10 protein-coding genes are annotated in these 13,761 nt (G+C 70.2%); 6 read left to right on the top strand and 4 right to left on the bottom strand.

Annotation, left to right across the window (positions count from 1 at the left end; all coding sequences use genetic code 11):
- Positions 1-401: 401 nt before the first annotated feature.
- Positions 402-2,870, top strand: coding sequence for a leucine--tRNA ligase (gene leuS, locus ACFYWM_RS22660; RefSeq protein ID WP_389917533.1), 2,469 nt, complete (start codon positions 402-404; stop codon positions 2,868-2,870).
- Between the two features lie 305 nt (positions 2,871-3,175).
- On the opposite strand, the gene lexA is transcribed toward leuS, so the two are convergent.
- On the bottom strand, positions 3,176-3,886 hold the full coding sequence (gene lexA / locus ACFYWM_RS22655) for a transcriptional repressor LexA (protein WP_343972512.1): 711 nt from the start codon (positions 3,884-3,886) through the stop codon (positions 3,176-3,178).
- Between the two features lie 982 nt (positions 3,887-4,868).
- On the opposite strand from lexA, the gene ACFYWM_RS22650 reads away from it, so the two are divergent.
- From ACFYWM_RS22650 to ACFYWM_RS22640, 3 genes are all read left to right on the top strand, one after another.
- Positions 4,869-5,135 (top strand): LysM peptidoglycan-binding domain-containing protein, encoded by a 267-nt coding sequence (locus ACFYWM_RS22650; RefSeq protein WP_389917415.1) that lies wholly within the window; start codon positions 4,869-4,871, stop codon positions 5,133-5,135.
- A gap of 585 nt (positions 5,136-5,720) precedes the next feature.
- A complete protein-coding gene (nrdR, locus tag ACFYWM_RS22645) occupies positions 5,721-6,182 on the top strand; it encodes a transcriptional regulator NrdR (protein ID WP_389917414.1) in 462 nt (153 codons plus the stop codon).
- 85 nt (positions 6,183-6,267) lie between these two features.
- Entirely contained in the window at positions 6,268-9,129 is a 2,862-nt protein-coding gene (locus ACFYWM_RS22640) for a vitamin B12-dependent ribonucleotide reductase (RefSeq protein WP_389917413.1), read from the top strand.
- Between the two features lie 289 nt (positions 9,130-9,418).
- On the opposite strand, the gene ACFYWM_RS22635 is transcribed toward ACFYWM_RS22640, so the two are convergent.
- Entirely contained in the window at positions 9,419-10,120 is a 702-nt protein-coding gene (locus ACFYWM_RS22635; RefSeq protein WP_389917412.1) for a MarR family transcriptional regulator, read from the bottom strand.
- A 424-nt stretch (positions 10,121-10,544) separates the two neighbouring features.
- On the opposite strand from ACFYWM_RS22635, the gene ACFYWM_RS22630 reads away from it, so the two are divergent.
- Both ACFYWM_RS22630 and ACFYWM_RS22625 read left to right on the top strand, forming a co-directional pair.
- The gene (locus ACFYWM_RS22630) at positions 10,545-11,774 is read left to right on the top strand and encodes a serine hydrolase domain-containing protein (protein ID WP_389917411.1); all 1,230 of its coding nucleotides are present in this window, start codon (positions 10,545-10,547) and stop codon (positions 11,772-11,774) included.
- The gene (locus tag ACFYWM_RS22625; RefSeq protein ID WP_389917410.1) at positions 11,758-11,931 is read left to right on the top strand and encodes a hypothetical protein; all 174 of its coding nucleotides are present in this window, start codon (positions 11,758-11,760) and stop codon (positions 11,929-11,931) included. The genes ACFYWM_RS22630 and ACFYWM_RS22625 overlap by 17 nt, the downstream gene beginning before the upstream one ends.
- 34 nt (positions 11,932-11,965) lie before the next feature.
- Here the strand turns inward: ACFYWM_RS22625 and ACFYWM_RS22620 are convergent, their stop codons facing one another.
- Both ACFYWM_RS22620 and ACFYWM_RS22615 read right to left on the bottom strand, forming a co-directional pair.
- Entirely contained in the window at positions 11,966-12,727 is a 762-nt protein-coding gene (locus ACFYWM_RS22620) for a class I SAM-dependent methyltransferase (protein WP_389917409.1), read from the bottom strand.
- Between the two features lie 74 nt (positions 12,728-12,801).
- Positions 12,802-13,713 (bottom strand): amidohydrolase family protein, encoded by a 912-nt coding sequence (locus tag ACFYWM_RS22615; RefSeq protein ID WP_389917408.1) that lies wholly within the window; start codon positions 13,711-13,713, stop codon positions 12,802-12,804.
- Positions 13,714-13,761: the final 48 nt, after the last annotated feature.

Here is a 13,761-nt window from a genome sequence, read left to right as displayed (position 1 = left end):
TCCATCGGATCCGGGCCCTGCCCCGGCTCTGCTGAATGTGCCACGGTTAAAAGAGTAAACGCGAGAGACATACGAGGTCACAACAGGCGTATAGCCATCGAGTCTCGTTCTCCCGGCCGGTGCGGAAACCCCCATTCTGCCGAGCCGGCCGGATCCTGTCCCCCGGTTGTCGTGATCGGCCCCGTTTTCCCTGGCCACGAATACGGCTTGCGGGCTGCGATAGTCTTGGTCTATGCGTGCCGCGACCCTGCTTATCGGGCCGCATCGGCGTCCCCGTCCCTGAGCGCCCTGCCGATGCGGCTGCCCTCCGCGTGAGCGGGGGGTTTTTGTATTGGGCCGGACGGGTCAGACCATCCACGCAGACACACCCCGAGGAAACCGACGTGAGCGAGCGAGCCGACATGCAGAGCGACGAGCAGCACTATGACCCGCAGGCCCTGCAGGTCAAGTGGCAGCGCAGGTGGGAGGAACTGGACCCCTTCCGGGCCTCCGACGACCCCGCCGACCCGCGTGAGCGGCGCTACATGCTCGACATGTTCTCCTACCCCTCGGGCGACCTGCACATGGGGCACGCCGAGGTGTTCGCCCTGGGCGACGTCATCTCCCGCTACTGGGTCCAGCGCGGCTACAACGTGCTGCACCCCGTCGGCTGGGACTCCTTCGGCCTGCCCGCCGAGAACGCCGCGATCAAGCACAACGCGCACCCGGCGGAGTGGACCTACGCCAACATCGAGACCCAGGCCAACTCCTACAGGCGCTACGGGATCTCCTTCGACTGGTCCCGCCGCCTGCACACCAGCGACACCTCGTATTACAAGTGGACCCAGTGGCTGTTCAACCGCTTCTTCGAGCGCGGCCTGGCCTACCGCAAGGGCGGCCTGGTCAACTGGTGCCCCAACGACCAGACCGTGCTGGCCAACGAGCAGGTCAAGGACGGCAAGTGCGAGCGCTGCGGCGCCGAGGTCGTCCGCCGCGAGCTGACCCAGTGGTATTTCAAGATCACTGACTACGCCGACCGGCTGCTGGACGACATGGCCCTGCTGGAGGGCGGCTGGTCCGAGCGCGTGCTGACCATGCAGCGCAACTGGATCGGCCGGTCCGAGGGCGCCGACGTCAACTTCGTGATCGAGGGCCGCGACGAGCCGGTCACCGTCTACACCACCCGTCCCGACACCCTGTACGGCGCCACCTTCTTCGTGGTCGCCCCGGACGCGCCGCTGGCCGAGGAGATCGTCACCGACGACCGGCGCGAGGCGTTCGAGGCCTACCGGGTCGAGGTGTCCAAGCTGTCCGACATCGACCGGCTGTCCACCGAGAAGGAGAAGACCGGCGTCTTCCTGGGCCGGTACGCCGTCAACCCGGTCAACGGCGAGCGCATGCCGGTCTGGGCGGCCGACTACGTGCTGTCCGACTACGGCCACGGCGCCATCATGGCCGTGCCCGCGCACGACCAGCGCGACCTGGACTTCGCCCGCGCCTTCGACCTGCCGGTACGGGTGGTCGTGCACACCGGCCTGGCCGACCCGGGCGAGACCGGCATCGCCACCAGCGGTGACGGCGCGATGGTCAACTCCGGCCCGCTGGACGGCCTGGGCAAGACCGAGGCGATCCGGAAGATCATCGAGGTGCTGAGCGAGCGGGGCACCGGACGGTTCACGGTCAACTTCCGGCTGCGCGACTGGCTGCTGTCGCGCCAGCGCTTCTGGGGCTGCCCGATCCCGATCATCCACTGCGCCGACTGCGGCGAGGTGCCCGTCCCCGACGACCAGCTGCCCGTCACCCTGCCCGACATGCGCGGCGAGGCCCTGGCGCCCAAGGGCGTCTCCCCGCTGGCCTCGGCCGAGGACTGGGTGAACGTCTCCTGTCCCAAGTGCGGCGGCCCGGCCAAGCGCGACACCGACACGATGGACACCTTCGTCGACTCGTCGTGGTACTTCCTGCGTTACGTCGACCCGGCGTACGAGGACGGTCCGTTCGACGTCGAGCGCGTCCGCCGGTGGGGCCCGATCGACCAGTACATCGGCGGCGTCGAGCACGCCGTGCTGCACCTGCTGTACGCCAGGTTCTTCACCAAGGTCCTGCACGACATGGGGATGATCGACTTTGTCGAGCCCTTCACCCGCCTGCTGAACCAGGGGCAGGTCATCAACCAGGGCAAGGCGATGTCCAAGTCGCTGGGCAACGGCGTCGACCTGGGGCAGCAGATCGACGCCTACGGTGTCGACGCGGTCAGGCTGACCGTCGTCTTCGCCGGGCCGCCCGAGGACGACATCGACTGGGCCGACGTCTCACCGGCGGCGTCGCAGAAGTTCCTGGCCCGCGCGTTCCGCGTGATGGCCGAGGCCGGAGCGGCCTCGGCTCCCGGCGCGGACGTCACCGCCGGAGACCTGAACCTGCGCAAGGTCGTCCACCACACCATCGACGAGGTCACCAAGCTGGTCGACTCCCACCGCTTCAACGTCGCGGTGGCCCGCATGATGGAGCTGACGAGCGCGACCCGCAAGGCCATCGACTCCGGCCCCGGCGCCGCCGACCCGGCGGTGAGGGAGGCCGCCGAGGCCCTGGCGGTCATGCTGTCCCTGGTCGCGCCGTACGTGGCGGAGGAGGGCTGGGAGCGGCTGGGGCACTCCGCCTCGGTCGCCACCGCGGGCTGGCCGGTGGCCGACCCGGCGCTGCTGGTCCAGGAGTCGGTCATCTGCGTCGTCCAGGTCGCGGGCAAGGTGCGCGACCGGCTGGAGGTCTCCCCGGAGATCTCCGAGACGGACCTGGAGGCGCTGGCCCTGGAGTCGGAGAAGGTCCGGCCCTTCCTGTCCGGCGCGCCGCGCAAGGTGATCGTCCGCGCGCCCAAGCTGGTCAACATCGTCCCGTAGGCGGGCGGGTGAGGCCCTGAGAACGCCGGATGGGTGGTGTCCCGATGTCGGGACACCACCCATCCGGCGTGTCGCGCGTCCTCCGGCGTGTCGCGTGGAGGCTGGAGGCGCGGGCGTGGAACTCGTGTCAGGACGCGGCGTGTCCCGAAGGTGGCCGCTCACCGCTCGCTCGGCGGGTGCGGGGAGCGGTCCGTGGCCTGCCCTGGGCACGCCCGCGTCAGAGCCTGCGCAGGACCCGTGGCCCGGAACTTGCGGAGGCCCGTGGCCCAAGCGTGCGGCCGTGGCTCAGAGCGTGCGGCCGTGGCTCAGAGTTTGCGGAGGACCGCGACGACCTTGCCGAGCACGGTGGCCTCGTCACCCGGGATCGGGTCGTAGTTGGGATTGTGCGGGACGAGCCAGACATGGCCGTCCCTGCGCTTGAAGGTCTTGACCGTGGCCTCGCCGTCGATCATCGCCGCGACCACGTCGCCGTTGTCGGCGACCGGCTGCTGGCGTACGACCACCCAGTCGCCGTTGGCGATGGCGGCCTCGATCATCGAGTCACCGGTCACCTGGAGGAGGAAGAGGGTGCCCTCGCCGACAAGCTGCTTGGGCAGGGCGAAGACGTCCTCGATGCTCTCCTCGGCGAGGATGGGACCACCGGCGGCGATCCGGCCGACCAGGGGGACGTAGGCGGCGGTCGGGCGGCTGACCGGGGTCTCGTCCTCACCGGAGTCGGGATCCACCCACAGCACGGGCTCGCCGGGAAGGCGGACCTCCAGGGCGCGGGGGCGGTGCGGGTCACGCCGCAGGTAGCCCTTGCGCTGCAACGCCGTCAGCTGGTGCGACACGCTGGAGGTGCTGGTGAGCTGCACCGCCTCGCCGATCTCCCGCATGGACGGCGGATAGCCGCGCTGCTGCACGGAATCGCGGATGACCTCAAGGATCTTCCGCTGCCTGGGGGTGAGGCCAAGGGAGTCACGCCTTCGAACCGCCAGGTCGCTGGCGGCCGAACCGTTCTCGTTGTGCTGGCTCATACGAACTCCTCGCCTCCCGGTCTGTATCTGACACGTCGCACACAGCGACCATACCTTGGCCGAAGATCATATTCAAACAATTGTTCGAATGTCCTCGAAATCGGCGACGCTGTGGTGTACAACATCGTACGGGAGTTCGATCGACATCGTGTTCGATTCGCCGATCTTTCTTCGACATGTGTTCGGCCAGGTCGAGGGGATGGGGGTCACCATGAAACCGACCACGACGACACCGCGATCCAGGACCGCGCCGAGATCCCGGACGGCGCAGAGATCATCGGAGGCGCCACGCCTGAGGCTCGTGCCGCCCCCGCGCCCGGAGCCGGATCCGGAGCCGGGCCCCACGCCGGAGCCCGCACGAGGGTCTGAGGCGGGGCTGGGACGGAAAGCGGCGCGAGAGTCCGAGGCGAGGCTGGGGCGGAAGGTCGCACGAGGGGCTGAGGTGGGAGCGGGGCCGGAGGTCGCGCGGGGCTCCACGGTGGAGCCGGGACAGGGGGCCGGGCAGGGCTCCGGGCGGGCGTCCGGGCGAGGGGCCGGCCGGGGGGCCGAGCGGGCGCCCGGGCGTGAGCCGAAGCAGGGGCCGGGGCGCGAGCCGAGACAAGGCCTGGGGCGCGAGCCGAGACAAGGGCCGGGGCGGGAGGCGGGGCAGGGCTCCAAGCGCGAGCCGAGACAGGGCCCGGGGCATGAGGCGGGGCAGGGCTCCAAGCGTGAGGCGGGGCGGGCGTCCGGGCGTGAGCGGGGGCGGCGAGCCGGCCGGGAGTCAGGCCGGGGGCCTGGTCGAGAGCCGGGCCGCGAGCCGCGACGAGGGGGCAACCGGGAACCCGGGCGCGCAACCGTGCGTGGAGCCGGACGCGCGTCCGGGCAGGGGAAGGCGCGGGGGGCGGTGGTGGTGCCCGTGGTGCGGGCTCACCGTTCCGGCGCCACCCGTCCGGCGGCCGTCCGGCGGCCGCTCCGGCTCACCAGGCGTGGAAGGATTGTGGTGGTGGCGGCGCTCGCGCTGTTCACCCTGGGGGTGCTCTGGATCGGCGGGCGCATCGACATGGCCTCCGCGGGCGGGCGGCCCGATCTCGAGGGCCTGCCCCGGATCACGGTGCACGCGGGCGACACGCTGTGGGAGATCGCGGACGCGTTGACGGAGGAGGCCGACGCCGGCCCGACGGTCCGTCGCGTCATGGACCTCAACGGGCTGTCCGGCCCCGAGGTCCGGCCGGGGACCCGGCTCTACCTCCCCGAGGGCCTCGTCCGCTGAGGGAGGCCGGGGCCCGAGGGCCTCGTCCCCGAGGCGGGGCCGGGAGGTCTAAGGTCTTTGTCTTCGAGGGGGCCGAAGGGGCGGAGTCCTGTCCTTCGCGGTAGGGCCGGGAGTCCTGTCCCGCGTAGCGGGGCCGGGGGGTCTAGGGTCCTTGTCTCCGGGGGGACCGAAGGGCCGGGGTCCTGATTCCCCGTGACGGGGCCGAGGCGGTGGCGTACGTAGGGGAAGGGCCCGAAAGGGTGGGGGAGAGGTGTGGCGGGGCGTCCCGTCTGACGGATCGCCCGGGGCGTGTGTGAGGGAAGGGGCGTCCGGGACGAGAGGGGTCCCGCCCGGCGGCGACACGCCGCGATGTGAGGGCTGATCAGCGACTTCGTCCCGCAAGGTCGTTTCAACTTGCGTTCATGGTCGCGCACTTCTACGGTTGGACCACAACATCTAGTGGCTGCATCGCAACTCATCACCACAGCTTGTGGTTCCATTACCGCATCTCGACTATTCGAAGATGTGTGCGCGGACGCCTGGGCGTGCGCGCCGTGGGTAGGTGAGACAGGTCGGCCGTTCCGTTAGTTCAAGGAGGCGACACGCGTGCACTGTCCGTTCTGTCGCCACCTGGACACGCGCGTCATCGACAGCCGGGCCACCGAGGACGGTGGGGCCATCCGCCGCAGGCGCACGTGCTCGGAATGCGGGCGCAGGTTCACCACGCAGGAGACCGTCCTGCTCATGGTGAGCAAGCGCAGCGGCGTGACGGAGCCGTTCTTCAGGGAAAAGGTGATCGCCGGAGTCCGGCGGGCCTGCCAGGGGCGTGCCGTCGGCGAGGACTCCCTGGCGCAGCTGGGCCAGCGGGTCGAGGAGAGCATCCGGGCCACCGGGTGCGCCGAGATCGCGGCCCACGAGGTCGGGCTGGCCATCCTGGGCCCGCTCCGCGAGCTGGACGAGGTGGCGTACCTGCGGTTCGCCTCCGTCTATCGGGGGTTCGAGACCCTGGCCGACTTCGAGGCGGAGATCGAGCGGCTCCGGGCGGAGCGCTCCACCGAGCAGGACTGATGCAGACCCCGGGCGCCGGGGGTTGAGGCGGCGCGTTGGTGTGGTCCGATTCGTGGGCTCTGCGGAGCCCCAGGAGGGGGAAGTCATGACGGAGACTGTCGGCGCGGTGGCACGTGGGAGCAAGAGGCCGCGCAAGGGCCTGAAGATGAAGCGCATCTTCACCACGCCAGGTGTGCATCCCTATGACGAGCTGACCTGGGAGCGCCGTGACGTCGTCATGACCAACTGGCGCGACGGCTCGATCAACTTCGAGCAGCGCGGCGTCGAGTTCCCCCGGTCGTGGTCGGTCAACGCCGCCAACATCGTGACCACCAAGTACTTCCGCGGCGCGGTCGGCACCCCGCAGCGCGAGTGGAGCCTCAAGCAGCTGGTCGACCGGGTGGTGGGCGTCTACACGCGTACGGCGGTCGAGCACGGCTACTTCGCCACCGACGAGGACGCCGAGATCTTCGACCACGAGCTCAAGCACGCCCTGGTCAACCAGGTCTTCAGCTTCAACTCGCCCGTCTGGTTCAACGTCGGCACCGCCTCGCCGCAGCAGGTCAGTGCCTGCTTCATCCTGGCCGTCGACGACCAGATGGAGTCGATCCTCGACTGGTACAAGGAAGAGGGCGTGATCTTCAAGGGAGGGTCGGGCTCCGGCGTCAACCTCTCCCGGATCCGTTCCTCCAAGGAGCTGCTCTCCAGCGGCGGCACCGCCAGCGGCCCGGTCTCCTTCATGCGCGGCGCCGACGCCTCCGCCGGGACCATCAAGTCCGGGGGCGCCACCCGCCGCGCCGCCAAGATGGTCGTCCTCGACGTCGACCACCCCGACATCGAGGAGTTCGTCGAGACCAAGGCGCGCGAGGAGGACAAGGTCCGCGCCCTGCGCGACGCCGGGTTCGACATGGACCTGGGCGGCAAGGACATCGTCTCCGTCCAGTACCAGAACGCCAACAACTCCGTGCGCGTCTCCGACGAGTTCATGCGCGCGGTGGAGAACGGCGAGGAGTTCGGCCTGCGCGCCCGCCTCACCGGCGAGGTCATCGAGAAGATCGACGCCAGGGAGCTGTTCCGCAAGATGGGCAAGGCCGCCTGGGAGTGCGCCGACCCCGGTGTCCAGTACGACGACACGATCAACGACTGGCACACCAGCCCGGAGACGGGCCGCATCACCGCCAGCAACCCCTGCTCGGAGTACCTGCACCTCGACAACTCCTCGTGCAACCTGGCGAGCATCAACCTGCTGAAGTTCCTGAGGGACGACGACACCTTCGACATCGCGAACTTCGTGAAGATCACTGAGCTGGTCATCACCGCGATGGACGTCTCCATCACCTTCGCCGACTTCCCGACCCAGAAGATCGACGAGACCACCCGCGCCTACCGCCAGCTGGGCATCGGCTACGCCAACCTCGGCGCGCTGCTCATGGCCACCGGCCACGCCTACGACTCCGACGGCGGCCGGGCGGTCGCCGGGGCCATCACCTCGCTGATGACCGGCGTCTCCTACCGCCGCAGCGCCGAGCTGGCCGCGGTCGTGGGCCCGTACGACGGCTACGCCCGCAACGCCGACGCGCACAAGCGGGTCATGCGCAAGCACAACGACGCGAACGACGCCCTGCGCACGTTCGACGAGATCGACGGGGCCATCCACCGCGAGGCCTCCCGGCAGTGGACCGAGTGCCTGCGGCTCGGCGACCGGAACGGCTACCGCAACGCCCAGGCCTCGCTCCTCGCGCCGACCGGCACCATCGGCCTGATGATGGACTGCGACACCACCGGCATCGAGCCCGACCTCGCCCTGGTCAAGTTCAAGAAGCTCGTGGGCGGCGGCTCCATGCAGATCGTCAACCAGACGATCCCCCGCGCGCTGCGCCGGCTGGGCTACCAGGAGGAGCAGGTCGAGGCGATCGTCGAGTTCATCGCCGAGCACGGCCACGTCGTCGACGCCCCCGGGCTGCGGCGCGAGCACTACGAGGTGTTCGACTGCGCGATGGGCGAGCGCGCGATCGCCCCGATGGGCCACGTCCGCATGATGGCCGCGGCCCAGCCGTTCCTGTCCGGAGCGATCTCCAAGACGGTGAACCTTCCCGAGTCCGCGACGATCGAGGACATCGAGCAGGTCTACATGGAGGGCTGGAAGCTCGGCCTGAAGGCCCTGGCCGTCTACCGCGACAACTGCAAGGTCGGCCAGCCCCTCTCGGCCTCGGGCTCGGGCAAGAAGACCGAGGAGAAGGCGGCTCCGGCCGAGCCGGAGATCCAGGTCGTGGAGATCAGCCGCCCGACCCGGCGCCGGATGCCGAACCAGCGCCCCAGCACCACCACCCGCTTCACCGTGGGAGGCGCCAAGGGCTACATGACCGCCTCGTCCTACCCCGACGACGGTCTCGGCGAGGTCTTCCTGAAGATGTCCAAGCAGGGCTCGACCCTCGCGGGCGTCATGGACGCGTTCTCGGTGGCCATCTCCATCGGCCTGCAGTACGGGGTGCCGCTGGAGACGTACGTCGGCAAGTTCGTCAACATGCGTTTCGACCCGGCCGGCATGACCGACGACCCGGATGTGCGTATCGCCGCCTCGGTGATGGACTACATCTTCCGCCGTCTGGCCCTGGACCACCTGCCCTACGACGACCGCGCCGCCCTCGGGATCTTCTCCGCCTCCGAGCGCGCCGCCCAGCAGCGCGGCGAGGACCCGGCCCCGATCCACACCACCGACGAGGTCATCGCCGAACTCGCCACCTCGGCCCCCATCGAGACGGCCTCCATCGAATCGGCCCCCGTCGAGGAGCCGAAGGCCCGCCCCGAGGCGGTGCCCGTGGAGACCCCGCGCCGCACCGGCTCCCTGGAGTCCCACCAGGGCCGCACCGCCGACGCGCCGCTCTGCATGACCTGCGGCACCAAGATGCGCCCCGCCGGCAGCTGCTACGTCTGCGAGGGCTGCGGCTCCACCAGCGGCTGCAGCTGATCCTCCCGGGCGAGAGAGCAGCGCCCGTGTAGTGCCTGGTGACGAAGGGGGCCGGAGTCGACTCCGGCCCCCTTCCGGCGTTCGCGGGAGGTCATGCGGACGATCGTGAACAGGCCTGGAGCGAGGAACGGGATTCCCTCCAGGTTCGAGGAGCTTTTCTGTCCACGGGGGTGCGGGGAGCCTTCGAGGCTCTATGGGGTGCCGGAACCTGGGGTGCCGGAACCGACGACATGGCGCTTCGGCCGGTATGCCCTCTCGTCTCGATGTGACTGATTTCGAACGTGGGTGTTCACCTGGCGCCGTGGGCCTGGCGCCACTGCTCGGCCGCCCGCAGCATCGCGTGGCCGACGTGGTCGAAGAAGTCGCCGATGTCCCGTAGCCGGGTCCCGGCGGGTGAGGCGGCTCCGAGCGTCGCCGCCCCCTCGCGGGCGAGGTCGGCGAGCAGCGTGTTCTGGCGGGCGCTGGCCATCCAGCCGCGGAACCAGGCGTCGGCGTCGATGACGTAGCGGTCGCGCCGCCGGCGGGGGTCGCGTTCGCGGCGGATCAGCTCCTGCCGTTCGAGCTCGCCGACGGCCTTGGAGATGGAGGCGGGACTGACCCGCAGCTTGCGGGCGAGCTCGGCCGCGGTGAGGCTGCCGCTGTCGGTGAGGTAGAGGCCGGCGAGGACGCGGGCGCTCATCCGCGACAACCCGGTGTTGATCATGATTTCGGTGAACCGCTCCTCCAGGTCGCCGACCGCTTCACGGCCACGTTCCCCGGGGGCCGGTGGACGTCTGCGGGCGCGTTCCCGGGTGGCCTGGTGCGCCTGGTCGGCCCGGTAGCGATCGGGGCCGCCGTTGCGGGCCACCTCTCGCGAGACGGTGGACAGCGGCCGGTTCAGGCGGGTGGCGATCTCGGTGTGGGTGAGCCCTCCGGCCAGTCCGTCGGCGATCTGCCGGCGTTCCTGGTGGGTCAGCCTGCCTCCGGGCACGGGCGGCACCTTCCTGGTCATGCGCGCGAGGACGTCATGCGCGCGAGGACGTCATGCGCGCGAGGACGTCATGCGCGCGAGGACGGTGCAGTCTTGCATTCGCGTCCATCTCATTGCAAGTCGTTCTGCTTGCATTCACGGTCATTGTCGTTGCAAGTTCGACGAAATGCCTGCTGAGAGTAGCTATGGCGATTGACAGTTTTGCGAATGCAAGTTAGCTTTTTGTATGTTGCGAAGATCGAATTTTGCGGCTTCCGAAGTCCCCGACGGGAGTCCCCACGAAGTCCCGGCACTGTCCCGCCGTCGTTCCGGGCGGCCCTCCCGGCAGACGAGCGCGCGCGGGCGGCGCGACGGGTGAGGTTCACGGCCGCCTGATGGACCGCCGGCCTCGACCCGCCCCGGCGGGGGGGCGTCCCGCCAACCCACCCCTCGAAAGGGAACCGACGTGATCGCATCGCAGTCCGCCAAGGCGGCGCTACTCGCCGCCGCGACCCTGGCCAGCATGACCCTGCCCGCCACCGCATCGTCTGGCACCGTGTCGTCCGCTCCCGGGCATCCCGAGGTGCGGCGGGTGCTTGACCGGACGGTGGCCGCCAAGCTCGCTCCCGGCATGGTCGCCGACGTCCGCGACGGCCGCCGCTCCTGGTTCGGCTCGGCGGGCGTGTCCGACACCGGGACCGGACGCGAGCGCCGGCGGAACGAGCGGTTCCGCATCGGCAGCGCTTCCAAGGCCTTCACCGCCACCGTGGTGCTCAAGCTCGCGGCCGAAGGCAGGCTGAGCCTCGACGACACCCTGGACGAGTATCTTCCCGGCCTGTTCGACGGCAGCGCCTACGAGCCTGGCAGGATCACCGTCAGGCAACTGCTCAACCAGACCAGCGGCATTTACGCCTACTCCGACGACCCGGCGTTCTTCGCCACGGGCGTCGGTCCCGCGTGGTTCGAGCACCGCTACGACACCCACACCCCGGAAGAGCTGGTGAGGATCGCCCTCGCCCACCCGCCCACCGGCGAGCCGGGCGAGCGTTTCAAGTACTCCAACACCAACTACATCCTCGCCGCGATGATCGTCGAAAAGGCGGCAGGCAGGACGTTCGAGCGGGAGCTCATCCGGACCGTCATCCGGCCCCTGCGCCTGACCGGCACCTCCCTGCCCCGTACCGATCCCGGGATCCGGGGCCCGCACCCGGTGCACTACTCCATCCTGTTCTCCCGCGACCCCCGGCCCACCATCCACGACGCCACCCGGATGAACCAGTCCTTCGCCTGGTCCGCCGGTGGCGTCATCTCCACCACCGCCGACCTCAACCGGTTCTTCGCCGCCCTGTTCGGCGGGCGTGTCCTGCCTCCCGCGCAACTGCGCGAGATGCTCACCACCGTCCCCACCGAGGGAGCGAACTGGATCCCCGGCACCCGGTACGGCCTGGGCGTCTTCGAACAGGAGCTGCCCTGCGGGACCAGTGTCTGGGGCAACGCCGGCGCCACCTACGGCTCCTGGAGCTACGCCATGGGCACCCGCGACGGCGAGCACCGCCTCACCACCCAGATCAACGGCGACTGGGCCCCGCTCAGCGTCTTCACCGACGCGCTCGCCGCCGAGTTCTGCCCGGCCGGTACGAGTCGCGACGCAGATCGCGTTCTCCCACCACTACTGGGTGGTGGACGGCCGGCTTGAGACCCGCTCGTCGCCGCACCGCTACGTGTGGCCGTCCGAGCTGGACCTCATGGCGAGGCTCGCCGGGATGACCCTGCGCGAGCGGTGGGCCGGCTGGAGGCGCGAGCCCTTCACCGGCGACAGCACGAGTCACATCTCTGTCTGGCAGCGGTCCTAGGGAGTGTCTTCACAGTCCCGTCTGTGCGCGGGGCTTAGGGCGTTCCGGGAGGGGCGGGCTTCGCGGTGTCGCGCCGCGCCACGAACACGAACTCCATGCCCGGCCGGTCGGGTGCGTCGCGTACGTCCTCGATGACGAAGCCGTGCTCGCGCAGGTCCCGCTCGGCCTCCCCGCGTTCGCGGAAGCGAAGGGTCGATTCCGAGATCAGTACCTCCCCGTCCGCGAACACGTGCGTACCCCGGAAGCTCACCAGCGGCAGGCTCACGTCCGTCATTTCGGCCCAGGTCTCGACGGGGCCGACGCCCGGGATGTCCGTCACGCGGTACGTGGTCTCGCGCGTCCACCCCGCCCACTCCTCCCACACCCGTCGCGCCGGATCGCGTGTCTCGAAGACGAGTCGTCCGCCGGGCCGCAGCGCCTCGTAGGCGCCGCGCAGCGTCCCGCGCCAGGCCCGCGGATCGGCGATCGCCTGGGCGACGTTCCCGGTCATCGTCACCAGGTCGACCCGCATGGGCGGCAGGTTCCCCGCGTCGCCGTCGAGCCAGCGCACCCGTTCCGCGCCCGGCTTGCCCCGTGCGACGTCGACGGACGCTCGCGCGGGATCGATCCCGGTGACCGTGATCCCGCGCCCGGCGAGCAGCAGCGCGAACACGCCCGTACCGCACCCGACGTCCAGCACGGAGCGCGCGCCGAACTCCTCCGCCATCGCGAGGTACGCGTCGAGATCGCCGCGGTCCGGATCGAGCGGGTCGTAGATGGCGGCGAGGCGCGGATGCCCGAACATCGCGTCAACCATGCGAGCGAACGTACGTCGTCCCGAGCCCGCGCGGCCACCGCCTTTCGAGGGTCGGCTCCGGCCCCGTCCGGCCCTCAGAGGCGGTAGACCCGGCGGGCGGTGGCGGCGAAGACGTTCTGGACGACCTGGGGGGAGCGGTCGGCGAGGACCTCCTGCCAGGTGGAGACCAGGGTGGGGAAGTCGGTCCAGAGCTTCTCGATCGGGAAGTTGCTCCCCCACATGCAGCGGTGCGAGCCGAAGGCCTCCAGGCAGGTGTCCGCGACCGTCTCGATCAGCGGGCGGTCCACGCGGTGCACGAACGTGCCCTGGCCGGTGAGCTTCACCACGACGTTGGGCCGCTCGGCCAGCAGCCTCATGCCGCGCTTCCACTCCGCCACCCGGGACGCCTCGGGGCTGTCGAGCATCCCCGCGTGGACCAGCACGAACGTGACGTCGGGGAAGTCGTCGACGAAGCTCGCGGCGTCGGCCATCTGGCCGGCGAACACCTGGAGCTCGAACAGCCAGCCGAGGTCGGCGAGCGAGGCGATGTTGCGGCGGAAGACGGGGTCCTTCATGCGGTCGGGGGCGGAGGCGAAACGGAACTCCGGCCGCTCGTGCCAGTGCAGCTGCAGCCGGGTGCCCCGCATGAGCGGGGTGAGCGCGGCCTGGCGGCGCATCACGTCGGCCGCGCCCTCGTCGAAGAGGTCCGCCGAACCGATCACGGCCGTGGGCCAGCCGGTCTCCTCGTGCGTCTCGCGCAACCAGCGCACCTCGTCCAGGGAGCGGTCGAGTGACCAGTTGGCCTGCACGTAGACCGCGGAGGTGATGCCGCAGGCGGTGGCCTCCTCGACGTACTCCGACACCGGGTAGTCGCGGCGGATCGGTTCGTAGGGGCCGAAGATGCGCGGGATCATCTCGCCCTGGAGCCAGGGCAGGTCGGCGGCGCGCCAGATGTGGTGGTGGGCGTCGACGATCCCTGCGGGGGGACGGGCGGTGGTGTCGTTCATCGGATACCTCCGGCGTGGATGTCCCCGGTCTCGGCCCCGGGGAGGAGC

The sequence above is a fragment of the Streptosporangium sp. NPDC002721 genome (genome assembly GCF_042888905.1).
Classification (GTDB): domain Bacteria; phylum Actinomycetota; class Actinomycetes; order Streptosporangiales; family Streptosporangiaceae; genus Streptosporangium.
This window is presented reverse-complemented; position numbering and strand designations above follow the sequence as displayed.

What these genes read in the sequence shown, in the direction of transcription:
- leuS (WP_389917533.1), top strand. Translation starts at nt 402, where the DNA reads ATGCAGAGCGACGAGCAGCACTATGACCCGCAGGCCCTGCAGGTCAAG.
- lexA (WP_343972512.1), bottom strand. Translation starts at nt 3,886, where the DNA reads ATGAGCCAGCACAACGAGAACGGTTCGGCCGCCAGCGACCTGGCGGTT.
- ACFYWM_RS22640 (WP_389917413.1), top strand. Translation starts at nt 6,268, where the DNA reads ATGACGGAGACTGTCGGCGCGGTGGCACGTGGGAGCAAGAGGCCGCGC.
- ACFYWM_RS22635 (WP_389917412.1), bottom strand. Translation starts at nt 10,120, where the DNA reads ATGACCAGGAAGGTGCCGCCCGTGCCCGGAGGCAGGCTGACCCACCAG.
- ACFYWM_RS22620 (WP_389917409.1), bottom strand. Translation starts at nt 12,727, where the DNA reads ATGGTTGACGCGATGTTCGGGCATCCGCGCCTCGCCGCCATCTACGAC.
- ACFYWM_RS22615 (WP_389917408.1), bottom strand. Translation starts at nt 13,713, where the DNA reads ATGAACGACACCACCGCCCGTCCCCCCGCAGGGATCGTCGACGCCCAC.